The sequence below is a fragment of the Methylorubrum populi genome (genome assembly GCA_036946625.1).
In the GTDB taxonomy this organism is placed as follows: Bacteria; Pseudomonadota; Alphaproteobacteria; order Rhizobiales; family Beijerinckiaceae; genus Methylobacterium; species Methylobacterium populi_C.
The window spans coordinates 619558-644000 of sequence record JAQIIU010000002.1; the positions used below are offsets into that span (position 1 = coordinate 619558).

A 24443-nucleotide genomic window follows, 5' to 3' on the forward strand; every position below is an offset into this window, starting at 1 on the left:
GAGTTGGTTTCCATGGCCCGTATCAGCGCTGACTCGATCATCGAGGGCCTGACCTTCGACGACGTGCTGCTGCGCCCCGCCGCCTCCTCGGTGATGCCCACCGAGGTCGATGTCGCGACCCGCCTCACCCGCACGATCCGGCTCAACCTGCCGATCATCGCCTCCGCCATGGACACCGTCACCGAGGCGCCGATGGCGATCGCCATGGCGCAGAACGGCGGGCTCGGCGTGATCCACCGCAACCTGGAGCCGGCCGAGCAGGCCGAGCAGGTCCGCCTCGTCAAGAAGTACGAGTCGGGCATGGTGCTCAACCCCATCACCATCCACCCCGACGAGACGCTCGCCGACGCCTTCGAGGTGATGAAGAAGAACCGGATCTCCGGCATTCCGGTGGTCGAGCGCGGCCCCAACGGCTCGCGCGGAAAGCTCGTCGGCATCCTGACGAACCGCGACGTGCGCTTCGCCACCGATACCGGCCAGCCCGTGGCCGGGCTGATGACCCGCGACCGGCTCATCACCGTGCGCGAGGGCGTGACGCAGGACGAGGCCAAGCGCCTGCTGCACCAGTTCCGCATCGAGAAGCTGCTCGTCGTCGACGACCACTACCGCTGCATCGGCCTGATCACGGTCAAGGACATCGAGAAGCAGGTCGCCTACCCGAACGCGGTCAAGGACGAGCAGGGCCGCCTGCGCGTGGCGGCGGCGACCACCACGGGCGATTCCGGCTTCGAGCGGGCCGAGCGCCTGATCGATGCGGGCTGCGACGTGGTCGTGGTCGATACCGCCCACGGCCATTCCCGCAAGGTGCTCGACAGCGTGGCGCGGGTGAAGCAGCTCTCCAACGCGGTTCAGATCATCGCCGGCAACGTCGCCACCGCCGAGGGCGCCCGCGCCCTGATCGATGCCGGCGCCGACGCGATCAAGGTCGGCATCGGCCCGGGCTCGATCTGCACCACCCGCATCGTCGCGGGCGTCGGCGTGCCCCAGCTCACGGCGCTGATGGAGGCGGTCGAGGCGGCGCAAGGCGCGGACGTGCCGGTGATCGCCGACGGCGGCATCAAGTTCTCCGGCGATCTCGCCAAGGCGATCGCGGCCGGCGCCTCGGTGGCGATGCTGGGCTCGCTGCTCGCGGGCACCGACGAGGCGCCGGGCGAGGTGTTCCTCTACCAGGGCCGCTCCTACAAGAGCTATCGCGGCATGGGCTCGGTGGGCGCCATGGCCCGCGGCTCGGCCGACCGCTACTTCCAGGCCGAGGTCAACGACACCCACAAGCTGGTGCCGGAGGGCATCGAGGGGCAGGTGCCCTACAAGGGGCCGGTCGCGGCGGTGCTGCACCAGCTCGCCGGCGGCCTGCGTGCCGCCATGGGCTACGTGGGCGCCGCGACGGTGCCGGACTTCCAGGAGCGGGCGCAGTTCGTGCGCATCACCAATGCGGGCCTGCGCGAGAGCCACGTCCACGACGTGACCATCACCCGCGAGAGCCCGAACTACCCGAGCCGCGCCTGACGCGCCGCGGGGCTCCTCCGATCCGGAGCCCCCCGCAGGCGGGAGCATCTCCCGAAAGGCGACCTCCGCCTGTCGGGAAGAAGACGACGCGGAAGCGGAAGGCTCTCAGAGCCTGTTCGACTGCGGTGATCCCATCTCGCCCCTCATCCTGAGGTGCCGCGTGAGCGGCCTCGAAGGGTGTTCCAGGTTCCGCGCGATTCCTGGAGCCCCCTTCGAGGCCTCCGCTGCGCTCCGGCACCTCAGGATGAGGGTTCAGGATGGGAGCAGGGCTTTTCCTCTCGCCTTGCCGTGGCCTGACGAAGACACGTCGGCCCGTCAAACAGGCTCTCATACCGTTTCCGATTGATCGCTTCGGGTTTGGCCCCCCTCCGTCATCGCGAGCGACCGCGAAGCGATCCAGGGCGCGACCTGTCCGGAAAGGTCGCGCCCTGGATCGCCACGGCTTCGCCTCGCGATGACGCAGGAGAGGCCGAGGTCATCAACCGGATGTCGTATCAGGGCCAGATCCGGCCGACCAGCAGGGAGAGAATGCGCGTCGAAACAAAGACCGAGAGACGCCGGCCTGATGCCATCAGATCGGATACGGCGCTATAGCTTGGGCCCGTCGACCTCGCCAGCCCGGGGACGCATCCCTCACGGCGTTTTTCAGGCGCGGACGGAGGAGCTCGTTCCGGTCATCCCCACCCCCATTTCGCACGCCGTTCATTCGCAGACACTGATCCGGCGGCGTTCGCGCTTCGACCGCGGACGCCGCCGCGAGGATTCAAGCAAAACTTCAGAGCTTCGGATCGCCCGAAGCGGCGGCGCCCTGCCCCGCGGCGGGTCCCTTCTCCAGAGCGGTCGTCAGTTCCTCGGGGCTCAGGTCGATGAACTTGCGCAGCACCTCTTGGAAATCCCCCTGCCTTTCCGGCCCGGGGCAATGTGTGCCGCTTCGCTGCAACTCGCTCTTCAACTGCGCTTCCAGCGGCGCCATTTCCGGCTGGAGGGCCGCCATTCGCGCATCGACCGCGGCGCGCTGCCGACCGGTCGAAGGCATGTCGCATTCCTTCAGGACGCGCTGGACGGAGAGGCCGATCACGTAGGCCGCGATGCGGGCTTGCGACGGCTGGGCGGACGGTGCCGGGACGGGCGGAGGCCCCCCCTGCGGTGCCGACGCCTGGGGCGCCACGGTCCTGGCCGGCGCGGCATCGCAGCGCCGCAGGGCCTCGTAACCCGCGGCGAAGTTCGGAATCCTGAAGTCCGCGTCGCTGTCCTCGAAGCGCAGGATCACGGTCTTGGCCGCGAGCAGGTCCGGCACGATGCTGTCGGGCAGGAGGGTGCGCAGCGTCTTGCCGTCGCCGGTCCAGGTGGTCTTCACCTTGATCGGCTTCTTGTCGAGGAAGAGCGGCACCTTGACCGGCTCGTCCTTCCCGAAATCCCAGCCCTGATAGACCAGCACCAGCGCAACCGAGGAGCCCTTAAGAGCGAAGACGACGGCATTGGCGGCGTTGTTGTCGTCCTTGTCCTCGTAGGAATACGACATCAGGCAAGGATTGGCGCTGGTATCTCCGACCGTGCGCTCGACCTCCCACTCCTTCACGACTTCGAATGGCTGTCGTTCCGCTGAGATAGCCGATTGCGAGACTGGGCCGGACAGACATCCGGCCGCCAGAACGGTGAGAAGAGGCAGCGCGCGCATGGGCGAAATCCAGGAAATCCAGCAATCGCCGATGCGGGATGCAGGGGCCGTCTGGTCGAGCAAAGCTTAGCCGTTGGCGGGACCGGTTTCCAGTGCGGCCGGTTACGCATCGCATCATCGGGCATACGGCAGCCCGCCATCCGGCATCGGCAGGATGCGGGGCGCGAGGCTTCGCGGTATGTGGAGACGGAAAAGGAAGGGGAGGACGATGCGGATCCTGGTGGTCGGAGCCGGCGCGACCGGCGGTTACTTCGGTGCGCGGCTGGCGGAGGCCGGGCGGGACGTGACCTTCCTGGTGCGTCCGGCCCGTGCGGAGAAATTGGCGGCGGCGGGCCTCCGCGTGCTCAGCCCGGTCGGCGATACGTGGATCGCGGCACCGAAGACGGTGACCGCCGATCGGCTCGCCGCGGCCGGACCGTTCGACCTCGTGCTCCTCTCGGCCAAGGCCTACGATCTCGACGGCGCGGTCGCCGATGCCGCCTCCGCGGTCGGTGCCGACACGGCGGTGCTGCCGATCCTCAACGGGATGCGCCATCTCGACGTGCTGGACCGGGCCTTCGGTGCCGACAGGGTGCTCGGCGGAAGCTGCGCCATCGTCGCGACGCTGACGGGTGACGGCGCGATCCGACAGATGACCGAGTTGCACAGCCTCACCTATGGCGAGCGCGACGGCGCGCGCTCGGAGCGGGTGTCACGGATCGCGGCGCAGATGGAGGGCGTGCGCTTCCAGGCTCGCGCCAGCGACGGGATCCTGCTCGAAATGTGGGAGAAATGGGTGTTCCTCGCTTCCCTGGCGGGAGCGACCACGCTGATGCGGGCGGCGCTCGGCGACATCGTCGCGGCCCCGGGCGGCAAAGCCTTCGTCGAAGCGCTGCACGACGAGTGCCAGGCGGTCGCCGTCGCCAATGGAAACGGCGCGCGCGAGAAGGTGTTCGCCGGCGCCCGCAAGATGCTGACGACGGAAGGCTCCGCCATGACCGCCTCGATGCTGCGCGACATCGAGGGCGGCGCCCGGATCGAGGCCGATCACATCGTCGGCGACCTGATCGAGCGCGGGCGCACCCGCGGCGTAAAGACGCCAGTGCTCGAGCGGGTGCTGACGCATCTCAAGGCCTACGAGAACCGGCGCGCCCGCGCGACGGCCTGAGCCGTCCCTGCCCGCCGGATTCGCCGGGATCATCCTGGCGTTCGCGCCGCCGTTCGTCCGCCGCTCGCGGCGGCATGCGCGAGTGCTCCCGATCGGCGCGATCCCGTGTCCCGGGTCGGCGCATGGTGGCGAGCGTGCTGCGGATCGCGGGGCGGAGCGGGGACTGGCGCCGCGTCAGCCTGTCCGGGATCCTCGCCGATCCACACCACCCTCTGGCTTTGTGACTCGGCGGCTTCCCGTCGGTACGGTCAAGGACCCGATACGCGGGCCCCTTGATTTTGCATCGTCTTCGCCCGAAAGCCGGTGACCGCCTTCCGGGACACCGTTTTCTATGGCGGCGGCGAGGCGGCGGGCGTCTCGGGAGCCGGGGACGGCGCTGCCGGAGCTCCGGGCGCCGCTGCCGTGTCCGTGGCGACCGTGGCCAGTTCGGGATAGCTCTCGATGACGTGCGCGCCCGCGAGCGGCTTGGTCTGGCCGTTGTGGCAGGTGGCGCAGTTCAGCTTCGGCGCGTCGCCTGTGGGACCGAGGCGGTTGGCCGGGAAGGTCGGGGTCAGCGGCTCGATGTAATCGCCGTTGAGATCGCGCACCATCCGGATCGCGTGCCAAGCCAGCGTGCGCTGCGGCGTGCTCTGTGACCAGTTCGAGATCGCCCGGGTGTTGTGGCAGTAGGTGCAGTTGACGCCGAGCGAGGACGACATGTGGATCATCAGGCCGTAGGTCCGCTCGGCGGCCTGGATCGATTTCCCCTTGCTCTCGGGCAGGGCCGTCGTCGCGTTCACGCGGATCAGGTTCTCGTCGGCGTCCTTCTTGGCGAAGAACGCGCTCAGGGTATCGTAGGGGAGCGAGGAGAGGCCGACCGAGGGCGAGGCGAGATTCTGCCCGTTGTTGCGGGGGATGAAGCCGGTCCGGTAGGTCGGGCCCGGATTCTGGAACCAGACATGCGTCGGCACCGGCTGGCCGCGGTGGCAGGTGTAGCAGGTCACGCCCGCCTCGCCGACATGCTTCTCCTTCCAGGAGGTGTTGATGTGCTGCACCATCTGGATCATCCGCCGGGCGACCCGCTTCTGGTAGAGGCTGTCGTCGGCCATGTTCTCGGTGTTGTGGCAGTAGGTGCAGCCCTGCTCCGGGCTCACCCACTCCGTCATCGAGGTCATCAGGCGGTTGAATTCCTCGACGCTGAGATCCTTCAGCACCTTGACGTTCTCGTAGACCGCGCCGGCCTTCTCGGTTCCGGCCTCGACCGGATCGGCGGGCGTCGGCGGAACGTTGGCGGCCTTCAGGGCCGCCGCCCCGGCCCTGGTCTGGATCTGGTCCATGCCGGTGCCGCGGAAGCCGTGCTGCTGGGCCAGGATCGGCGGCCGGGTCCAGCCCGCCGTGCCGAACTGGGCGATGGTGAGGAACAGGGCGACGACCGCGCCCGCGACGACGAGCAGCGTCTTCATTGTGCCCCCCCTGATGCCGCGAGCGGGTCGGTGATCGGGCCGTAGATCTGCGGATAGGCCGGTGCGACGCCGTGCTTGACCGCCCAGAGATACCAGTTGTCGACCACCGTGCCGGTGAGCAGGATGCCGATGCCGCCGGTCAGCGTCGTCAGCACCGCGAACCACCACGCCCAGCGGTGGATCGATTCCATCGTGGCGTTGAAGCCCATGGTCCAGCGCCAGAACAGGGCGGCGCGCTCGGTGGCGGTGCCGCGATCCACGATCTGGTCGATCTCGCGCTCCGAACCGTAGCGGCTGGTGGCGAGGATGGTGCCCCCGTGCATGGCGAACAGCAGCGTCGACCCGTACAGGAAGACGATCGAGAGCATGTGGAACGGGTTGTAGAACAGGTTGCCGTAGCGCAGCGAGAAGGCGGCGGTCCAATCGAGATGCGGGAAGATGCCGAAGGGCACCGCCTCGCTCCACGAACCCATCAGCAGCGGGCGGATGAAGCCGAGAACGAGGTAGAGCCAGATCGCGGAAGCGAAGGCCCAGGGCACGTGCGTGCCCATGCCGAGCGCCCGGGCGCGGCGGTACATCCGCACCCACCACAGCAGGATCGAGGCGGTGAGGAAGAAGCCCGCGATCAGCCACCAGCCGCCCTCGTTCAGGGGCGGCAGCACCTTGAGGCCGTATTTCGGCAGCGGCGGCTCCAGCGCGAGCCAGGGAAGCTGGCGCACGAACTGGATCGGATCCCAGTTCACGCTGGCCCACATGTTGAGGCCGATGATCTCGAAGGCGATCAGCCCGCAGGCGAAGGACAGGGCCCCGAGATAGCCGCCGTAGATCGGACCGACCTGACTGTTGCCGATCAGCCCGAACAGGTAGCTGTTGAAGGGCTTGCCGATGCGCGCATCCGACGGGATCGGAATCCCGCGCTCCGGCTCGACCGGGCGCACCTGCACCTGCGTGAAGATGTTCTGGTAGTAGGCCACGGCGTCTTCCTCCATGGACCCGCGGTCGTTCGAGGAATTCGCGCCGTCGGCGGAAATCCTCGCGCCCGTAGATCGCCCCTGCCCGTCAGGCCGCCCGGCGCGAATGCCGGCCGGCGTCCCGCTTCATCGCCACACCGGCAGGTTGAGCCACCAGCCCCACCATTCCGGCCAGCCTTGCGTCCAGAACGGACCGGAGATGATGATGCAGACCGCGCTCCAGAAGCCCGCCGAGAGGGCCAGGAACAGGCCGAGCCGGTGGATGCCGAGCGTTCCGATCGAGTAGCCGATCGTGTCGCGGAAATAGGTGTCCTCATGCTCGGGCGTCTTCACCGTCTCGCCCTTGCCCGGGTTGGTCGAGGACAGGATCAGCGAGCCGTGCAGTGCCAGCGCGAAGGTCGTCGTGAAGAAGAACGACACCGCCAGCATGTGCGCCGGATTGTAGTGGAAGTGCAGGTACTGGTAGCCGGTGTTCGACACCCAATCGAGGTGGGAGAGGATGCCGTAGGGGAAGCCGTAGCCCCAGGCGCCCATCAGGAACGGCCGGATCACCACCAGCGAGACGTAGGCGAAGATCGCCACGGCGAAGGCGAACGGCACGTGGTAGCCGATGCCGAGCTTGCGGCAGATCTCGACCTCGCGCAGCGCCCAGGACGAGAACGCCCCGATCGCGCAGAAGGTGATGATCTGCCACAGGCCCCCTTCCTTCAGGGGGGCGAGCGCCAGCCCGTATTTCAGGTCGGGGGGCGCGATGTTGATCTGCCAGACGTTCCAGGTCGGCCCGATCGCCGCGCCGTAGAGGATCAGCGCGGTGCCGAGCACCGAGAAGAAGATCGTCGTGACGCCGAAGAAGCCGACGTAGAACGGTCCGACCCAGAAATCGAACAGGTCTCCGCCCAGCAGCGTGCCGCCGCGGACCCGGTATTTGCGCTCGAAGCTCAGCATCGCCATGGCGAAGGCTCCCGCGAGGAGGACGAAAACTGCCGGGGCAGGCGTGCGCCGCCCGCCCGCGGCAGAGGCCGGTCGGAAGACCGGCCTCGGTGGCAGATCAGCCGGGCATCGTCGGAAGGACGAGGCTGTGGGCGGCGGCGGCCTTCGCGTCCTTCGGGCCTTCGAGCCAGTTGAACCGGTCGGTGCTGAGCAGGATGAAGTGGATCAGCAGCGCCAGGACGAACAGGAAGGTGAAGAGCGCGACGAGGGTGCGCCGCGGATCGAACAGAAGCCAGATCTTGTGCATCGCGTGCCTCCTTCAGCCGATCATCGACACGAGGCCGGCGGCGGCGTGGCTCACGCCGTCGAGCAGGGCGTAGCCCTTCGGCCCGGGCAACCAGGGCCGCCACAGCCAGACGAGGATGTGGGCGACCACGGCGATCGCCGTGAAGATGATGAAGCTCGTCAGGAAGATCGCGTGGAATTCCTTGGCTTCGGGTTCCGTCAGCCCGGACAGGCTGCTCGGTCTTTCAGTGACTCCGTTGGCCATCGAACGAACCTCCGCTGGTTGTGCCGCGCGCTGACAGGCGCGGCGGGTGCCGCCGTGACTCGATGACATCACGGCGCAGGGTCCCCCGTGTCACCACACGGAAGTTTTGATGCGTGTCAGCCCATGAAGGCGAAGGGGATGGCCGAGACCGCCATGGCCTTGGCCTCGCCGAACACCGAGCGGCGCACCGGCGGCAGGCCGCGCCGCGTGGCCCGTCCCGGCACGAGCCGCTGAACCAGGGCGGCGGCGAGGAAGAACGGGTAGGTCGCGGCCAGGATGACCCGGAACTCGATCGCCTCGCTGTGCAGGCGCGACGCGGCGGGCATCGATCGTTGCATGACGAGTCCCATGGCAAGTCTCTCCGCAGGCTGTCCGGCCCCGCGCGGCGCCGGAGGGTGAAGGGGGATGAGGAGGCCCGTGCTCATGCGGCGGCCCCCACGGCGAGCTCGCTCTGCGCCCGCTCGACATGGGCGGGCGCCACGCGCTCCGCGGCGGCCCGGCGCGCGGCGCGCTCGGCCGCATCGCGCAGGCGCTTGGCGGCGGAGATGCGGGTGAGGACCGGATGCCGCTCGACCCACGCGTCGAGCCGGGCGCGGGCGGCCTCGTCCCAGGGCAGTTCGCGATGCGCGCGGGCGGGCGTGGCCTCCACCGCATCCATGTCGCGGGCGAGCGGCAGGATGTGGAAGAGCGTGTCGAACAGCGCGTTGCAGACCTCCTGAACGAGGTAGGTCGCGCCGGAGAAGCCCATGAACGGCGTGCCGGTGTGCCGCCGCACGATCGCACCCGGGAAGGAGGCCGGCATGTAGGCCGCACGGCCGCCGCTCTCGGCGAGGTACATGCGCTCGTTGTAGGAGCCGAACAGGACGAGGGGCGGGTTGGTCCTGATCGCCTCGCGCACCGCCGCGTTGTCGGGCTTGGCCCCGGCGCTGCGGCCGAAGGCGAAATGGCAGGGCAGCCCCATCTCGTCTTCGAGGAAGTGGCGCACGCCGCGCGCATAGGTCTCGGTCGCGACGATGCCGAAGCTCGCGGTGCCGAAGAAGTCCTGCGTCACCGAGCGCCACAGGTCCCAGACCGGCTTGATCGTGGTGTGGCGCTCGCGTTCGATGAACGGCTCCGGATCGAGCTCCAGAATCTCGCCCAGCGAGCGCAGGAACCTGGTGGTCGAGAGGATGCCGATCGGCGCCTGGAGGTAGGGCCGTTCCAGGCTCTCGCAGAGCAGGCGGCCGAACTCGCGGTAGAGGCAGATGTTGGCATCCGCGTCGACGAGCTTCGGCACGTCGGCGAGATGCGCGCCGAGCGGGAAGGTGAGGTTGACCTCGGCGCCGATGCCCTCGACCAAGCGGCGGATCTCGGCCAGATCCGAGGCCATGTTGAAGCTGCCGTAGGCCGGGCCGATGATGTTGACCCGCGGTTTCTCCCCGGCCTTGCGCTCGGGCCGGGCCGGGATGCCCTTCCTGGCGAAGCGCCGGGCGCCGTATTCCTGCCAGAGCCAGCTCATCGCCCGGTCGGCGGATTGCCACTGGTCCTCGTCGATGGTGCGCGGCAGGAAGCGTTGAAGGCCGGTCCCCTCCGGGGTGACGCCGCCGCCGATCATCTCGGCGATGGAGCCCGTCACCACCACGCTGGGCTGGCCGGGATCGAGCGTGCCGTGCGCCCGCTTCATCGCCCCTTCGGTGCCGTGGCGGCCGAGTTCCTCTTCGCCCAAGCCGGTGACGACGATCGGCAGTTCGTGCGGCGGCAGCGCGTCGGTGTAGTGCAGGACCGAGGTGACCGGCAGGTTCTCGCAGCCGACCGGCCCGTCGATGACGACCTGCAGCCCCTTGATCGCCGTGAAGACGTAGACCGCCCCCCAGTAGCCGCCGGCCCGGTCGTGATCGAGGATCAGCATCACGCCATCTCCCCGACCGGTTTTTGGGGAGCTTCCGCCTTCGGCGGGGCCTTGAGCTTCGGCACCTCCTGCCAGATGCCGGCGGCGTGCCCGGTGCCGACGCCCTCGAAGAAGGCGCGCATCGCGTCGAAGCGCGGCCTGTTGGCGAGCGCGGCGTTGACGACGCGTGCCAGCGAGCCGGCACCCGCCGCGCCCATCAGGGGGCGGGCCGAGATCAGGTTGGTGAAGTACAAGGCCGGTGTTCCGGCTTCCTTCGCCTTCTGCACCACCGGCGTCGTGCCGATGGCGAGATCCGGCCGGAATTCCTTGAACGCGGCGAGGTCGTCCTCCAGCGAGGCGCGGTAGCGGACGCTGACGCCGCGCTCCTCCAGCCACGCCCGGTCGGGCTCGGACCAGGGCGTGCGCGGGCAGGCCGTGCCGACATAGGCCACCTCGGCGCCGCTCTCGACGAGAAGGCGCGCGACCAGCAGTTCCGAACCCTCGTAGCCCGAGAGCGTGATGCGCCCGCGCACCGGCGCGGCGGCGAGCGCGCCGCGGATCGCCGGCAAGAGCCGATTCTGCGCCGCCGCGATTTTTTCGCGCGGCACGTCGCAGGCGTTGCCGATGGCGTCGAGCCAATCGGCGGTGCCGTCGTGGCCGACGGGCGCCGATCCCACCACCGCCCGCCCGGCCGCCTCGAACTCGCGCACGCTCGCGGTGTAGAACGGGTGGATCGCCGCCACCGCCGCGGCGTCGAGGGCGCCGTAGAGTTCGCGCCATTCCCGCGTCGGCACCACGGGGCCCGCGCTCAGCCCGAGCGGTTCGAGCAGCGCGCCGATCACGACGGGATCGGCGGGAAACATCTCGCCGAGCAGGGCGACGGCCGGACGCTCCGAGCGCCCGCCGCGGGGCGCCTGGACCGGGCCGCGCTCGGCCTCGCTCCGCGCGAACTTCAGCATGGCGCCGGCCAGCACGTCCTTGGCCTCGGCATGGGTCGGCACGCCGAAGCCCGGCACGTCGATGCCGATGACCCGCACGCCGTCGATCTGCTTCGGCAGCAGCCGCAGCGGCACGCCGGAGGCGGTGGGGACGCAGAGGTTGATCACGACGACGGCGTCGCAGTCTTCGGGCTTGGCCGAGGCATGGACCGCCTCGCGGATGTCCTCGAACAGCTTTCCGGTGACCAGGGTCTCGGAATTGAACGGCACGTAGCCGACGCTGCGGCGCGCGCCGTAGAAGTGCGAGGTGAAGGTGAGCCCGTAGACGCAGCAGGCCGAGCCGGAGAGGATCGTCGCCGTGCGCCGCATCCGCAGGCCGACCCGCAGGGAGCCGAAGGCCGGACACATGCTCTGCGGCTGGTCGTGCGGGCCGGCCGGGTAGTCTTTCCGCAGTTGCGCCAGCATCTCGGACATGCCCGCGGCCTCCGCCGCGCCCCGCATGGCGTCCTTCCCGGCGTGGCAGCCGAGGCCGTCGCCCTTCGTGGCGTCGAGGTCGACGCCCTCAGCCGGGCGGCGGGCACGCAGGTCCGAGATGTCGAGGCTGACCGCCATGGCTCAGACCTCGTCGTAGACGACTTCGAGGGAGGGCTTGGCGAGCGTGGTGCGCCCGCACATGTCCTCCATCGTGGCCGATTCGAGCACCACGCCGCGGCCGACCGCCTCGCCCTTGAACAGGCCGAGCAGCGCGTCCTGGCTCAGCGGCGTCGGCTGATGCGGCGCGGCCTCCGCCACGTTCTGCGCCAGATCGGCGAAGAGCGGGCCCCAGCGCCCGTCCGGCCGGCCGATGATCTCGTAGTTCGCGCTCTTGCGGCGGATGTCCTCGTGGGCGGGGATCGAGGCCAGCACCGGTATGCCGGCCGCTTCCGCAAAGGCTTGCGCCTCGCCGGTGCCGTCGTCCTTGTTGATGACGAGGCCGCCGACGCCGACATTGCCGCCGAGCTTGCGGAAATACTCCACCGCCGAGCAGACGTTGTTGGCGACGTAGAGCGATTGCAGGTCGTTCGAGCCGACGACGATGACCTTCTGGCACATGTCCCGGGCGATCGGCAGGCCGAAGCCGCCGCAGACCACGTCGCCGAGGAAGTCGAGCAGGACGTAGTCGAAGCCCCATTCGTGAAAGCCGAGCTTCTCCAGCAATTCGAAGCCGTGGATGATGCCGCGCCCGCCGCAGCCGCGCCCGACCTCCGGCCCGCCGAGTTCCATCGCGTAGACGCCGTCGCGCTTGAAGCAGACGTCGCCGATGGCGACCGCTTCCCCCGCGAGCTTCTTCCGGGTCGAGGTCTCGATGATGGTCGGGCAGGCGCGCCCCCCGAACAGGAGCGAGGTGGTGTCGCTCTTCGGATCGCAGCCGATCAGCAGGACCTTGCGGCCCTGCTGGGCCAGCATGTAGCTGAGATTCGCCAGGGTGAACGACTTGCCGATGCCGCCCTTGCCGTAGATCGCGATGATCTGCGTCTCGCGCCTCACCGCCCCGGTCGCGACCGGAGCGGGCTCGACGGCGGCCTCCGCCCGCAGCGCCTCGGCGGCGTTCAGCGTCGCCTTGTTGAGCTGAAGGTTCATGAGCAGTTCCTCCAATCGAGGATCATCTTCAGGCAGGCCGGGTCGGTGAACGCCGTGCGGTAGGCGTCCTCCGCCCGCGCCGCGGGCACCCGGTGGGTGATGAGCCCGTCGAGGGACAGGCTTTCGGCCTCGACGAGCGCCCGGACCGCGGCGAGGTCGCCCGGCCGCCATTCGGCCGCGACCCGGATGCGGGCCTCGCGCTGGAAGGCGGGCGGAAAGGCGAAGGCGAGCGGTGCCTCGTAGAAGCCGGCGAGCACGATCTCGCCGCCGGGCGCGAGGCGGCCGATCAGGGTGTCGAGCAGGCTCGCATCGCCGCTGACATCGGTGATGGTGGCGTAGTCGCGCACCGGATCGTCGGCCGGGTGAAGCACGGGATAGCCGAAGCGGCCCTCGCTCCGAACCGGCTCGCGCTCCCACACCACCGGCGCGCCGCCGGCGAGCAGGCTGAGCCGCGCCAGCAGGCGGCCGAGGACGCCGTGCCCGACGATCAGGCTGCGCTCGCCGGGAACGGTGCCCGACAGGGCATGGTAGGCGGTGGCCGCGAGCGCGATCAGGCAGGCGCGGTCGCCGAGGGCGGCATCGACCGGCACGAGACGGGAGGCCGGGGCGACCAGGTGCGAGGCCGCACCGCCGAACAGCCCGCGCACCTCGCCGAAGCAGCGGGCGCCGGGCACGAACACGGTCTGGCCGGCGCGCAGGCCGGTGCCGGGATCGACCGCGACGATCGTGCCGACCGACTCGTAGCCCGGCACCAGGGGATAGCCCATGCCGGGGAAGGAGGGCATGCGGCCGGACCACAGCAGCCGCTCGGTCCCGGTGCTGATGCCGCTCCAAGAGACGGCGACGACGGCGTCGCCGTCCGCGGCAGGGGTCAGCGCGAGGCGGTTCAGCGCCAAGTGCTCCGGTCGCTCAAGGACGACGGCTAAAGCCTCCATGTCCCTGCCTCCACCCTGATGCGTGCGACTCCGCCGTTGTGCGGATCGCGGTGTGTCATCCTAGATTGACACAAACTTACGTCAAGCACCTATTACGGCCGCATCATCGCTTTGCGGTGAGCAACCGGGTCAGCAGCGGACGGCGCGTGGCCGCCTCGCGGATTTCGGTGAAGCCGGCTCGCGCCAGCATTTCGGTCAGTTCCTCGACCGTGCGCGGACGGCCGCTGCCCATGGCCAGCAGGTAGAAGCCGAAATAGGCGTCGCCGACCGGCTCCGCACCGGGCGTCCCGGCCATCGGCTCGGCGATGGCCAGGAGGCCGCCAGGCGGCAGTGCCGCGTATGCGGACCGCAGGAGGTCGAACGCCACGGCATCGTCGTGGTCGTGGACGACCCGCACCAGCGCGATGGCGTCCGCCCCCGTCGGCAGCGGCGCGCCGAGGAAGGTGCGGCCGAGGCAGGTCACACGGCTCGCGAGCCCGTCCGCGGCGAGGCGCGTCGCGGCCCGCTCCGCGACGGGCGGCAGGTCGAGCAGGCGCAGGGCCAGGCCCGGATGGCGGCGGGCGGCGGCAGCCAGGAACACGCCCTCGCCGCCGCCGACATCCATCAGGCAGGTGCGGCCGGCGAGCGGCAGGGCATCGAGCACGTCCTCGGCGATCAGCGCCTGGGACGCGGCCATCAGCCCGCTATAGGCGGTGACCGAATCCGAATCGACGCGCCCCGCTCCGCCGGCATCGGCGTAGGGCCAGTAGCGCGAAAGGCGTGTCGGTTCGCTCGCGCCGCGCAACAGGGCGACGGGATCGGCGAGATCGGCGTAGAGCATCGCGTGATGCTCGATCATCAGGGCGACCGACGGGTTGCCGATCAGCGCCGCGCCGAGATCGGCGAGCGCGAAGCGTCCGTCGGGCAGGCGCGCGACGAGGTCCAGCGAGGCGGCGGCCTTCAGGAGCGTCGATGCCCGTTCCGGCGGCAGGTCGAGACGGCGGGCGACGGCCTCGGGGGCGAGCGGTCCGGCCCGCAGCAGCCCGAACAGGTCGAGACGGACGCAGGCGAACAGCACCTGCGCGTAGACGAAGCCGGCGCACAGATCGAACAGCGCCCGCGTGTTGCGCCGGGCGATCCGGCGGGTGAGCGGGAAGCCGGCCGCCCAGCGCTGGAAGCCGGGGCTCGCCACGAGGCCGTTGCGGAAGGCGAGCCAGCGCGCCCGCAGGCCCGCGCGCCGCGAGGGGGCGGGGCCGGCCTCGGTCATCGCGGCGGGCACCGGGCGCTCCTCAGGCGGCCTCGCGCAGGGAGGCAGGCAGGAACAGGCGCGTCTGAGCCCGGATCTCCGTGCGCAGCGACTCCTGGCCGGGACAGACCGGGATGACCTCGACCGCCTCCTCCGTCAGCCGCCTCAGCCGCGCCAGGGCGCCGCCCATTCCGAGCAGGGCCGCCGCGTTCGGACGCCCGAGGGTCGCGTCGCGGCCGGCGGGCTTGCCGATCTCCTCCTGGCGGCAGGCCACGTCGCGCAGGTCGTCGGCGACCTGATAGGCCTCGCCGAGACATTCGCCGAGGAGCCGCCAGGGCAGCGCCGCCGCGCCGGCCGCCGCGGCCCCCGCCACGGTGGCGGCGGCGAACAGCGCACCGGTCTTGGCCTGCTGATACTCGGCGAGATCGACGTAGGGCTCGGATTCCCAGGCCTGTCCGGCGACGATGCCGGCGGGCGAGCCGGCCGCGCGGGCGATCAGCCCGACCAGCGACGCGAGCCGGGCGGGCACGCGGGCCGCGCCCCGGGCCAGGGTCTCGAAGGCGGCGACGATCAGCGCGTCGCCCGTCAGCACCGCCAGCGGCACGCCGAAGGCCGCGTGGACCGAGGGTTTCTGCCGCCGCATCGGCGCGTCGTCGAAGCAGGGCAGGTCGTCGTGGACGAGGGAGGCGCAGTGCAGGAGTTCGATCGCCGAAGCCGCGGCGTCGGAGGCCGCCGGGTCGTCGTCGCCGCAGGCCAGCGCCACGGCGAGGCAGAGACGCGGCCGGATGCGGTGGCCGCCCGGAAACACGGCGTAGCGGATCGCCTCGGCGAGGAGCGGCGGCGCGCCCGGCGCTTCCGCATGGGACACCGCCACGTCGAGGGTGGCCTCGATCCGCCTTCCGACATCCATGGCGCTCTCCCGAAGTCAGATCATGTTGTCTTGCTCATGTGTCAACTATGATTGACACTGTTCGCGGCGCGGATCAACGTCGGCGCGAGGGAGAACGGACGTTTCGTGGCTCGGAAGCGCGTCATCGTGGTCGGCGCCGGCATCGGCGGCCTCGCCGCGGCCCTGAGCCTCGCCGCGGCCGGGTTCGACGTGACGGTGCTGGAGCGCGCCGCAAGCGTCGGCGGCAAGATGCGTGCGCTCTCCGTGGGCGGTCGGCCGGTCGAGGCCGGGCCGACCGTCTTCACCATGCGCTGGGTGTTCGAGGACCTGTTCGCGGAGGCCGGCGCCGATTTCGGCTCGGAAGTCCGGCTGACGCCGGCCTCGCTGCTCGCGCGCCACGCCTGGAATGCGCACGAGCGGCTCGACCTGTTCGCCGACATGGCGGCCTCGGCGGATGCCATCGGCGCCTTCGCCGGCGCGCGCGAGGCGGAGGGCTACCGCCGCTTCTGCGCCCGCGCCGCCGAGGTCTACCGCACGCTCGAAGGACCGTTCATCCGCTCCGACCGGCCGAGCCCGGTCGATCTCGCCCAGCGGGTCGGCCTCTCGGGCCTCGGCGGGCTGTGGCGGATCCAGCCCTTCGCCACCCTGTGGTCCGCCCTCGGCGCGTATTTTCGCGATCCCCGGCTGAGACAGCTCTTCGGGCGCTACGCCACCTATTGCGGTGCCTCGCCGTTCGAGGCGCCGGCGACGCTGATGCTGGTCGCCCATGTCGAGCAGGCCGGCGTCTGGACGGTCGAGGGCGGCCTGAGCCGGCTCGCGCGGGCCGTGGCGGATCTGGCGGAACGCCGCGGCGCGCGCCTGCGCACCGGGGCCGAGGTGGCGCGGATCGTGACCGAGCGCGGGCATGTCGCCGGTGTCGAACTGACCGACGGCGAGCGGGTCGATGCCGAGGCCGTCATCGTCAACGCCGATGTCGCGGCCCTCGGCGCGGGCCTGCTCGGCCCCGGCGCCGTCGCGGCCGGAGACCGCGTGCCGTGCCGAGAGCGCTCGCTCTCGGCGCTGACCCTCTGCCTCACGGCGCGGGCGACAGGCTTCGAACTCGGCCACCACACCGTGTTCTTCTCCGCCGACTACCGGGCGGAGTTCGAGGCGATCCTGCGCGACCGCCGCCTGCCGCCCGACCCGACCGTCTACGTCTGCGCCCAGGACCGCGACGGCGGCATCGCCCTGGATGGTCCGGAACGCCTGCTCATCCTCGCCAACGCCCCGGCCGACGGCGGGGAGCGCCCTCTTCCTCCAGCGGAGATCGCCGCATGCGAGACGAACATCTTCCGCAAGCTCTCGGCCTGCGGACTCACGCTCGAACCGGCGGGACCGGCGACGATGACGACGCCGCGGGACTTCGCGCGGCTGTTTCCGGGAACGGGGGGCGCGCTCTACGGCCGGGCCTCGCACGGCTGGACGGCGACCTTCAAGCGGCCGGGGGCGCGGACGCCGGTGCCGGGGCTCTACCTGGCGGGGGGCAGCGTGCATCCGGGGCCGGGGGTGCCGATGGCGGCCCAGTCGGGCCGGCTCGCGGCGGCGGCTCTGCGCGCGGACCTCGGTTCGACGGCGCGGTCGAGCGGGGCGGCTACGTCTGGTGGTACGTCGATGCGGTGAGCGAGGACGGGCGCCAGGGGCTCACCGTGATCGCCTTCATCGGCAGCGTGTTCTCGCCCTACTACGCCTGGGACGCGCGGCGCGACCCCTTCGCCCACTGCGCGGTCAACGTCGTGCTCTACGGGGAGCGCGCCAACCGCTTCGCCATGACCGAGCGCACCGCCCGCGCCCTGGCGCGCGACGCGGCGAGCTTCAGCCTCGGCCCGTCCTCGCTGGAATGGGACGGCAGCGTGCTCACGATCCGCCTCGACGAGCGGGCCTCGCCGATCCCGCACGCGGTGCGCGGTACGGTGCGGGTGCGGCCGAAAGCGCTGACGGCGCAACCGTTCACCCTCGACGCGGAGGGGCGGCACCGCTGGTGGCCGATGGCGCCGGACTGCGAGGTCGAGGCCGCGTTCTCGGCGCCGGAGATCGCTTGGCGCGGCAGCGGCTACCACGACACCAACGACGGCGACGGCGCCCTGGAGCAGTCGTTCTCGGACTGGACGTGGTGCCGTGCCCCGCTCAAGCGCGGCGCGGCGATCCTCTACGACGTGCGCCGCCGGGACGGCAGCGGCCAGAACCTGACGCTGCGCTTCGACGCCGACGGCGCCCGTCGCGAGATGCACCCGCCGCTCGCCGCCGGTCTGCCGCCGACGCGCCTGTGGCGGATGCCGCGCGCCACCCGCAGCGACGACGGCCGGGCGCAGGTGATCCGCACCTTCGAGGACACGCCGTTCTACGCCCGCTCGCTGCTGGCCGCGACCTTCGACGGCGAGGCGGTGCGGCCGGTCCACGAGAGCCTGTCGCTCGACCGCTTCCGCAACCCGCTGGTGCGGCTGATGCTGCCGTTCCGGATGCCGCGAAGGATCGCCTGACGCAATCGCCCTTCGTTTCCGCATCGTCTTTTCAGACAAGCCGGCAACCCCCTTTCGGGACGATACTCTAGCTCGCCCCCGCCCCTGCCTCGTCCTTGCGCTCGTGGCGCAGCAGCAGCGGCGTCTGCGCCAGGGCGAAGGCGATGGTGAGCGGCATGATGCCGAACACCTTGAAGTTCACCCAGAAATCCTCCGTCTGCGTGCGCCAGACGATCTCGTTGAGCGCCGCGAGCGCGAGGAAGAACAGGCCCCAGCGGAAGGTGAGCTTGCGCCAGCCCTCCTCGGTCAGCGCGAACATGCTGTCGAGCACCACCGAGAGCAGCGACTTGTTGAAGGCGAGCCCGCCGAGCAGGACGAGGCCGAACAGCGTGTTCACGATGGTCGGCTTCATCATGATGAAGGTCTTGTCCTGAAGCGCCAGCGTCAGCCCGCCGAATATCAGCACCACGACGCCGGAGACGAGCGGCATGATCGGCAGGCGTCGCAGCAGGGCGAAGTGCACCGCGAGCGCGACCATCGTGGCCACGATGAACACGCCGGTGGCCACGAACAGCTTGTTCTGCGCCGGCACGCCGAAGCGCTCGGCATAGGCGTTGCCGAGGAAGAAGACCGCGAGCGGACCGACCTCCAGCGCCAGCTTGAGGAGCGGCGGCAGGTGCCGGCGCGGCGGAACGCTCTCGACCTTCATGACGGGTTTCTCACGATGCTTCGAAACGGCGGTGGGCAACCGGCTACTCCTTGGGGAGCCCGGTGATCGCCCGGGCGAAGTCGCGCGCGGCGAAGGGCTCCAGATCCTCGACGCCCTCGCCGACCCCGATGAAGGGCACGGGCAGGCCGAACTTGGCGGCGAGCGCCACCAGGATACCGCCCCGCGCCGTCCCGTCGAGCTTCGTCATCACGAGGCCGGAGACGGGGGCGGCCTGCGAGAACAGCTCGACCTGGCTCAGCGCGTTCTGGCCGACCGTGGCGTCGAGCACCAGCAAAGTCGCGTGCGGCGCCTCCGCATCCAGCTTGCGGATGACCCGCACCACCTTTTCCAGCTCGGCCATGAGTCCGGCCTTGTTCTGGAGCCGGCCGGCGGTGTCGATGAGGAGCACGTCGGTGCCGTTCTCCCGCGCCTCCTTGAAGGCGTCGAAGGCGAGGCCCGCCGCGTCCGAGCCCTGCGCCCGGCTGATCACGGGCGCGCCCGTGCGCTCGCCCCAGACGCGCAACTGCTCGATCGCCGCCGCGCGGAAGGTGTCGCCCGCCGCCAGCATGACGCTGCGCCCCTCCGCCTTGAACTTGAGGGCGAGCTTGCCGATCGTCGTGGTCTTGCCGGCGCCGTTCACCCCGACGGTGAGGACGACGTAGGGCTTCTTCGCGGGATCGACGGCGAGCGGGACCGCCACGGGCTCCAGCGCCCGCTCGATCTCGGCGGCGAGGATGGCGCGCACCTCGTCGGGGGAGATGCCCTTCTCGTAGCGCCCCCTGCCGACCGCCTCGGACATGCGGGTCGCCGTCTCCACGCCGAAATCGGCCTGGATCAGCGCGTCCTCCAGATCCTCCAGGGTCGTGGCGTCGAGCTTGCGCTTGGTGAACAGCCCCGTCACCCGGTCCGACAGGGCCGAGGAGGTGCGCCGCATCCCGGCAGTGAGGCGCGACCACCAGCCCCGCTTCTCCGTGCCATCGACGGTGCCGGAGATCGCGGCGCTCGCGAGCGCCGCGGCGGAATCGATCGGCTGGATGCCGGTCCCGGCCGGCGGCTCCGCCTCGTCCGGCTGCGGCGCCTCTCCGGAGGGGGGCTGCGGCTCGGGCTGGAGGTCGGCGCCCTCCACCTCGTCGGGGATGCGGTTCCTGTCCGGGTCCTCGGGGGCGGATTCGCTGACCGGCGGCGGCACGTGGCTCACGTCGTCGGCCGCGGTTGCGAAGTCCGGCAATCCTTCGGATTCGGAGGCCGGCGAGGTCGGCTCCGGCGTCACCGCCTCGTCCGCCGGCTTCGCTTCGGGCGCGCCCTTGCGCCCGAACAGGCGTCCGAGCCAGCCGGGCTTCTCGTCGTCGCTCATCCTCGTCCCTTGCTCACCTTGCCTTGCTCGCACCTTGCCCGCGACGATCCGGCCCTCTAGCCCGGGAGAATGAGCCCGCCGGACACCGCATCGAGACGCACCGCCGACCCGGAGATAGGTCTTTCCCTTCTCTACCGCGATGCCCTGATGCTCGTCATCGACAAGCCGGCGGGTTTGCCGGTGCATCCGGGGCCGAAGGGCGGGCCGACGCTGACCGACCATCTCGATTCCCTGCGTTTCGGCCTTCCGCGCCGGCCGGAGGCCGCACACCGGCTCGACCGCGACACGTCCGGCTGCCTCGTTCTCGGCCGCCACGCCAAGGCGCTGGCGCGTCTGAATCGATTGTTCGCCGACGGCAAGGTCGACAAGACCTACTGGGCCCTGGTCGAGGGTGGGCCCACCGACGCCGAGGGCCGCATCGACCTGCCGCTCGGCCGCCGCTCCGACGATCCGCGGAGCTGGTGGATGAAGGCGGACCCGGCCGGCGCCCCCTCGCTGACGCATTACCGCGTGCTCGCCCGGGCCGGCGGCCTGTCCTGGCTCGAACTCAAGCCGGTCACGGGGCGCACGCATCAGTTGCGCGTGCATTGCGCCGCGATGGGCTGGCCGATCCGGGGCGACGCGATCTACGGCCATGCCGGCCGGGACGGCCCCGGATTGCAGCTTCATGCCCGAAGCCTGAGCCTGCCGCTCTATCCGAAGCGGGAGGCGATCGTCGTGGAAGCGCCCGCGCCGGGGCACATGCGGGCGGGGTTGGCGGCGGGCGGGCTGGCGGAGCTATTCGACTCGCCCCCCTCCGCGGGGGCAGGCGAGTGATACCGTTTCCGATCGATCGCCTCGGGTTCCAGCCTCCGTCCTCGCGAGCGGCCGCGAAGCGATCCAGGGCGCGACGGGTCCGGAAAGGGCGCGCCCTGGTTTGCCACGGCTTCGCCTCGCAAGGACGCAGGACAGGCCGAACGCATCGACCGGATGGCGTAACCCAAACTTTGCGTCCGGGCCAGTCGTGGATTCCGGGCTCGCCTTCGGCGCCCCGGAATGACGGTCATTAGGCGGCGGCGATGCCGCGGAGGGGGGCTGACGCAGCGTCTCACGTCACGAGCAGGGCCTGCCCGTCATGACCGGAAACGGTCACCTCGCGCATCTCCCCCGACGGCACCGGCTTCGAAAAACGCACCAGCGTGAAAGCCTCGGTCCGCCCGGTATCACCGCGCTCGGTCAGCACCCGTCGGCGGGCGCCGATCTCGCCGTCGAGATGGCGGGTCAGCGCCGCCGCGCCGGCCTCGCGCAGGCGGGCGGCACGCGCGCGGATCACGTCGCCGGGCACCGCCGGCATCCGTGCGGCCGGCGTGCCGGGCCGCGGCGAATAGGGGAAGACGTGCAGATGCGTCAGCCCGCATTCGGCGACGAGATCGAGGGAGCGCGCGAACTGCGCCTCCGTCTCGGTGGGAAAACCGGCGATCAGGTCGGCGCCGAAGACGATCTCCGGGCGCAAGGTGCGAAGCCTCTCGCAGAAGCGGATCGCGTCGGCGCGGGAATGGCGGCGCTTCATCCGCTTGAGGATCAGGTCGTCGCCCGCCTGGAGCGAGAGGTGGACGTGCGGCATCAGCCGCCCCTCCGCGGCGAAGGCGGCGACGAGGTCGGCATCCGCCTCGACCGAGTCGATCGAGGAGAGGCGCAGGCGCGCCAGATCCGGCACCCCGGCGAGGATCGAGCGCACGAGGCGCCCGAGGGTCAGGCCGGGATCGAGGTCGCGGCCGTAGGCCGTGAGATCGACGCCGGTCAGCACCACCTCACGGCCGCCGTGCTCGACGATGCGGCGGACCTGCGCCACGGCATCGGCCAACGGCACGGAGCGGGCGTTTCCGCGGCCGAACGGGATGACGCAGAAGGTGCAGCGATGGTCGCAGCCGTTCTGCACCGGCACGAAGGCGCGGGTGTGCCCGCTCATCCCGGCGATGCGGGTGGGCTCGGCGGCGCGCACCGCCATGATGTCTTCCGGCCGGGGGGCGGCACCGCTGCGCCAGCTCTCGGGCCGGAGCTTGACCGCGTTGCCGACGAGTCGCACCACCTCCGGCATCCCGGCATAGGCCGCGCGCTCGACCTCGGCGCCGCAGCCGGTCACCACGATCTCGGCCGTGGGCCGCTCGCGGGCAAGCCGCCGGATCGCCTTGCGCGCCTGTCGCCCGGCCTCCGCCGTGACCGCGCAGGTGTTCACCACCACGAGATCGCGCGCGCCTGCCTCCGCCTCGGCATGGCCGCGCAGCACCTCCGACTCGACGGTGTTGAGGCGGCAGCCGAAGGTGAGCGTCTCGACGCTCACCCGTCGATTCCGGAAAAGAGTTCGGGGGCGAAGCTGCCCTCTCCTTCGAGGAAGACCGGCCCGGTCATCAGCACGTGGTCGTCGGCGCGCCACTCGATGGCGAGTTCGCCGCCGGGGAGCGCCACGCGGGCGGCGCGGGCGATCATGCGCAGGCGCGAGGCCGCCACCACCGTGGCGCAGGCCGCCGTGCCGCAGGCCAGCGTCAGGCCCGCGCCCCGCTCCCAGACCCGGAGCTTGACGGTGTCGCGGCCGGTCACCTGGGCGATCGAGATGTTGGCCCGCTCCGGGAAGATCGGGTGGGCCTCGAGCAGCGGGCCGACGCGGCCGAGGTCGTATTCGTCCGGATCGTGCTCCACGAAGAAGATCGCGTGCGGGTTGCCCATGCTGACGGCGGCGGGCGAATGCAGGATCGGATCGTCGATCGGCCCGACCTGCAGCTCGATGCGGCGGGTGTCGGGAAACGGCTCGGCCAGCGGAATCTCGTCCCAGCGCAGCCGCGGCTGGCCCATGTCGACGGTGAACGAGCGATCGGCGACGCGCTTCACCGCCACCAGTCCGGCCTTGGTCTCCAGGGTCAGGCGCCCGTTCTCGGCCGGGCGCGCCATGGCGGGGTCGTCGAGCAGGGCGTAGCCGACGCAGCGGGTGCCGTTGCCGCAGGCGCCCGATTCCGAGCCGTCGGTGTTGTAGATGCGCATGAACGCGTCGGTGCCGGGCGTCACGGGATCGTGCACGACCATGAGCTGGTCGAAGCGCGAATGGGCGTCCGCGCCGATGGCGCGGGCCTCGGCCGGCGTGACGCGAAGACGCGTGCCGCGCAGGTCGAGCACGACGATGGCGTTGCCGGCGCCGTGCATCTTCAGGAAACGGCGATGTGCGAGAGGGCTCATCGGACCTCCGACGGGCGTGGATGCGGGTCTGTGGGGATGGTGCGGCGTATATGGCAAAAGCCGCCGGGCCGCGAGTCGGGGAAGTCATGCCAAATCCGATCGATCCCTTCGGGACGGCGGATCCGGGCTCCGCCCGGACGCCGCGCGGGCTCGAACCGTTTCGTCGCGCGGGGACGGTCTCGCGCGCGCCGCGTTTCGGCCCTACCCTGTCCGGCCGGCCAATCGGAGCCTCACCGTCTTGACCCGTCTCGCCTCCCTCGCCGCGGGCCTCCTGGCGCTCGCCTCGACCCACGCGATCGCGCAGAACGCGCCGCCGCCCACCGGCGTCCCCTCCCCCGCCGAGAAGAGCCCGCTGCCGACGACGACCGTACCGGACACCTCGAAATCGGGCCCCGATCCGGCGGCGCCCGCGCCGGAGCAGGCGCCGATTCCCCGCCCGAGCCAGTCGGGGGCCGGCCAAGCGGTTCCGTCCGCGCCATCCGCCCTGCCGACGCTGGTGCCGAAGCCGGGCGAGCCCAACGACGTGGACGAGGTCACGCTGCCGGCCAAGCCCGTCGCGATTCTCTCGGGCCAGACCAAGTGGGAGGAGGCACGGGCGAACCTCCGGGCGTCCTTCAAGACCATCGGCGATACGCTGGCCAAGCTCGGCCTCAAGCCGGCGGGCCGGCCGCTGGCCCTGTTCACCAAGACCGAGGATGACGGCTTCCAGTACGAGGCGATGATCCCGATCGAGGCGGCGCCGACGCAGACGCCCGAGACCGGCGGCGTCAAGTTCGGCTCGACGCCGAGCGGACGGGCCCTGCGCTTCACCCATAGCGGCACCTACGAGGAGATCGACGGCACCTACGAGACGCTGGTCGCCTATCTCGATGCCAAGGAGATCGACGTTCAGGATCGCTTCCTGGAAGAATACGTCACCGATCTCGGCGAGGGTGCCGACGACCGGCTCGACATCAACATCTACGCCCTGCCGAAGTAGG

Annotated in this window: 23 protein-coding genes; 6 read left to right on the plus strand and 17 right to left on the minus strand. The window is 70.9% G+C overall.

Going from position 1 to position 24443, the window contains the following annotated elements; translation table 11 throughout:
• The first annotated feature begins 12 nt into the window (after window positions 1-12).
• Window positions 13-1506 (plus strand): IMP dehydrogenase, encoded by a 1494-nt coding sequence (guaB, locus tag PGN25_04695; GenBank protein ID MEH3116912.1) that lies wholly within the window; start codon window positions 13-15, stop codon window positions 1504-1506.
• Between the two features lie 775 nt (window positions 1507-2281).
• Here guaB and PGN25_04700 read toward each other — a convergent pair.
• Window positions 2282-3028: a hypothetical protein gene (locus PGN25_04700; GenBank protein ID MEH3116913.1), complete on the minus strand. Its 747-nt coding sequence runs from the start codon at window positions 3026-3028 to the stop codon at window positions 2282-2284.
• Window positions 3029-3392: 364 nt separating this feature from the next.
• On the opposite strand from PGN25_04700, the gene panE reads away from it, so the two are divergent.
• Window positions 3393-4331 carry a 2-dehydropantoate 2-reductase gene (gene panE / locus PGN25_04705; GenBank protein MEH3116914.1) on the plus strand — a complete coding sequence of 313 codons (939 nt, stop codon included), beginning with the start codon at window positions 3393-3395 and terminating at the stop codon, window positions 4329-4331.
• Window positions 4332-4660: 329 nt separating this feature from the next.
• Here panE and pufC read toward each other — a convergent pair whose 3' ends face one another.
• The 12 genes from pufC to PGN25_04765 all read right to left on the minus strand — a co-directional run bounded on the left by pufC (window position 4661) and on the right by PGN25_04765 (window position 15719).
• Window positions 4661-5773, minus strand: a complete 1113-nt coding sequence (gene pufC / locus PGN25_04710; protein MEH3116915.1) for a photosynthetic reaction center cytochrome PufC — start codon at window positions 5771-5773, stop codon at window positions 4661-4663.
• Window positions 5770-6747 carry a photosynthetic reaction center subunit M gene (gene pufM, locus PGN25_04715; protein ID MEH3116916.1) on the minus strand — a complete coding sequence of 326 codons (978 nt, stop codon included), beginning with the start codon at window positions 6745-6747 and terminating at the stop codon, window positions 5770-5772. Before pufM ends, pufC begins: the two co-directional genes overlap by 4 nt.
• Before the next feature lie 123 nt (window positions 6748-6870).
• Window positions 6871-7695, minus strand: a complete 825-nt coding sequence (pufL, locus tag PGN25_04720; GenBank protein MEH3116917.1) for a photosynthetic reaction center subunit L — start codon at window positions 7693-7695, stop codon at window positions 6871-6873.
• A 97-nt stretch (window positions 7696-7792) separates the two neighbouring features.
• The gene (gene pufA, locus PGN25_04725; GenBank protein MEH3116918.1) at window positions 7793-7981 is read right to left on the minus strand and encodes a light-harvesting antenna LH1, alpha subunit; all 189 of its coding nucleotides are present in this window, start codon (window positions 7979-7981) and stop codon (window positions 7793-7795) included.
• A 12-nt stretch (window positions 7982-7993) separates the two neighbouring features.
• A complete protein-coding gene (gene pufB, locus PGN25_04730) occupies window positions 7994-8224 on the minus strand; it encodes a light-harvesting antenna LH1, beta subunit (GenBank protein ID MEH3116919.1) in 231 nt (76 codons plus the stop codon).
• Window positions 8225-8340: 116 nt separating this feature from the next.
• Window positions 8341-8574, minus strand: a complete 234-nt coding sequence (locus PGN25_04735; GenBank protein MEH3116920.1) for a hypothetical protein — start codon at window positions 8572-8574, stop codon at window positions 8341-8343.
• Window positions 8575-8645: 71 nt separating this feature from the next.
• Window positions 8646-10112 (minus strand): chlorophyllide a reductase subunit Z, encoded by a 1467-nt coding sequence (gene bchZ / locus PGN25_04740; GenBank protein MEH3116921.1) that lies wholly within the window; start codon window positions 10110-10112, stop codon window positions 8646-8648.
• Complete coding sequence (gene bchY / locus PGN25_04745; GenBank protein MEH3116922.1) at window positions 10112-11641, minus strand: chlorophyllide a reductase subunit Y; 1530 nt, start codon at window positions 11639-11641, stop codon at window positions 10112-10114. The genes bchZ and bchY overlap by 1 nt, the downstream gene beginning before the upstream one ends.
• A gap of 3 nt (window positions 11642-11644) precedes the next feature.
• Complete coding sequence (locus PGN25_04750; GenBank protein ID MEH3116923.1) at window positions 11645-12649, minus strand: chlorophyllide a reductase iron protein subunit X; 1005 nt, start codon at window positions 12647-12649, stop codon at window positions 11645-11647.
• Window positions 12646-13584 (minus strand): chlorophyll synthesis pathway protein BchC, encoded by a 939-nt coding sequence (bchC, locus tag PGN25_04755; protein MEH3116924.1) that lies wholly within the window; start codon window positions 13582-13584, stop codon window positions 12646-12648. Before bchC ends, PGN25_04750 begins: the two co-directional genes overlap by 4 nt.
• Before the next feature lie 103 nt (window positions 13585-13687).
• Window positions 13688-14830 (minus strand): methyltransferase, encoded by a 1143-nt coding sequence (locus PGN25_04760; protein MEH3116925.1) that lies wholly within the window; start codon window positions 14828-14830, stop codon window positions 13688-13690.
• A 22-nt stretch (window positions 14831-14852) separates the two neighbouring features.
• On the minus strand, window positions 14853-15719 hold the full coding sequence (locus tag PGN25_04765) for a polyprenyl synthetase family protein (protein ID MEH3116926.1): 867 nt from the start codon (window positions 15717-15719) through the stop codon (window positions 14853-14855).
• A 105-nt stretch (window positions 15720-15824) separates the two neighbouring features.
• On the opposite strand from PGN25_04765, the gene crtI reads away from it, so the two are divergent.
• Together crtI and PGN25_04775 are read left to right on the plus strand one after the other, a co-directional pair.
• Window positions 15825-17357, plus strand: a complete 1533-nt coding sequence (crtI, locus tag PGN25_04770; GenBank protein ID MEH3116927.1) for a phytoene desaturase family protein — start codon at window positions 15825-15827, stop codon at window positions 17355-17357.
• Entirely contained in the window at window positions 17354-18214 is an 861-nt protein-coding gene (locus PGN25_04775) for a carotenoid 1,2-hydratase (GenBank protein MEH3116928.1), read from the plus strand. Before crtI ends, PGN25_04775 begins: the two co-directional genes overlap by 4 nt.
• A 67-nt stretch (window positions 18215-18281) precedes the next feature.
• On the opposite strand, the gene PGN25_04780 is transcribed toward PGN25_04775, so the two are convergent.
• Together PGN25_04780 and ftsY are read right to left on the minus strand one after the other, a co-directional pair.
• The gene (locus tag PGN25_04780) at window positions 18282-18902 is read right to left on the minus strand and encodes a septation protein A (protein ID MEH3116929.1); all 621 of its coding nucleotides are present in this window, start codon (window positions 18900-18902) and stop codon (window positions 18282-18284) included.
• Between the two features lie 43 nt (window positions 18903-18945).
• Window positions 18946-20256, minus strand: a complete 1311-nt coding sequence (gene ftsY, locus PGN25_04785) for a signal recognition particle-docking protein FtsY (protein MEH3116930.1) — start codon at window positions 20254-20256, stop codon at window positions 18946-18948.
• A 69-nt stretch (window positions 20257-20325) separates the two neighbouring features.
• Here ftsY and PGN25_04790 point away from each other — a divergent pair, with 69 nt between their 5' ends.
• Window positions 20326-21072 (plus strand): RluA family pseudouridine synthase, encoded by a 747-nt coding sequence (locus PGN25_04790; protein ID MEH3116931.1) that lies wholly within the window; start codon window positions 20326-20328, stop codon window positions 21070-21072.
• 271 nt (window positions 21073-21343) lie between these two features.
• Here PGN25_04790 and mtaB read toward each other — a convergent pair whose 3' ends face one another.
• Window positions 21344-22576 (minus strand): tRNA (N(6)-L-threonylcarbamoyladenosine(37)-C(2))-methylthiotransferase MtaB, encoded by a 1233-nt coding sequence (gene mtaB, locus PGN25_04795; GenBank protein MEH3116932.1) that lies wholly within the window; start codon window positions 22574-22576, stop codon window positions 21344-21346.
• The gene (gene dapF / locus PGN25_04800) at window positions 22573-23463 is read right to left on the minus strand and encodes a diaminopimelate epimerase (GenBank protein MEH3116933.1); all 891 of its coding nucleotides are present in this window, start codon (window positions 23461-23463) and stop codon (window positions 22573-22575) included. Before dapF ends, mtaB begins: the two co-directional genes overlap by 4 nt.
• Window positions 23464-23701: 238 nt before the next feature.
• Between dapF and PGN25_04805 the strand changes: the two genes are divergently transcribed.
• Window positions 23702-24442: a GyrI-like domain-containing protein gene (locus tag PGN25_04805; GenBank protein MEH3116934.1), complete on the plus strand. Its 741-nt coding sequence runs from the start codon at window positions 23702-23704 to the stop codon at window positions 24440-24442.
• The last annotated feature ends 1 nt before the right edge of the window (window position 24443 follow it).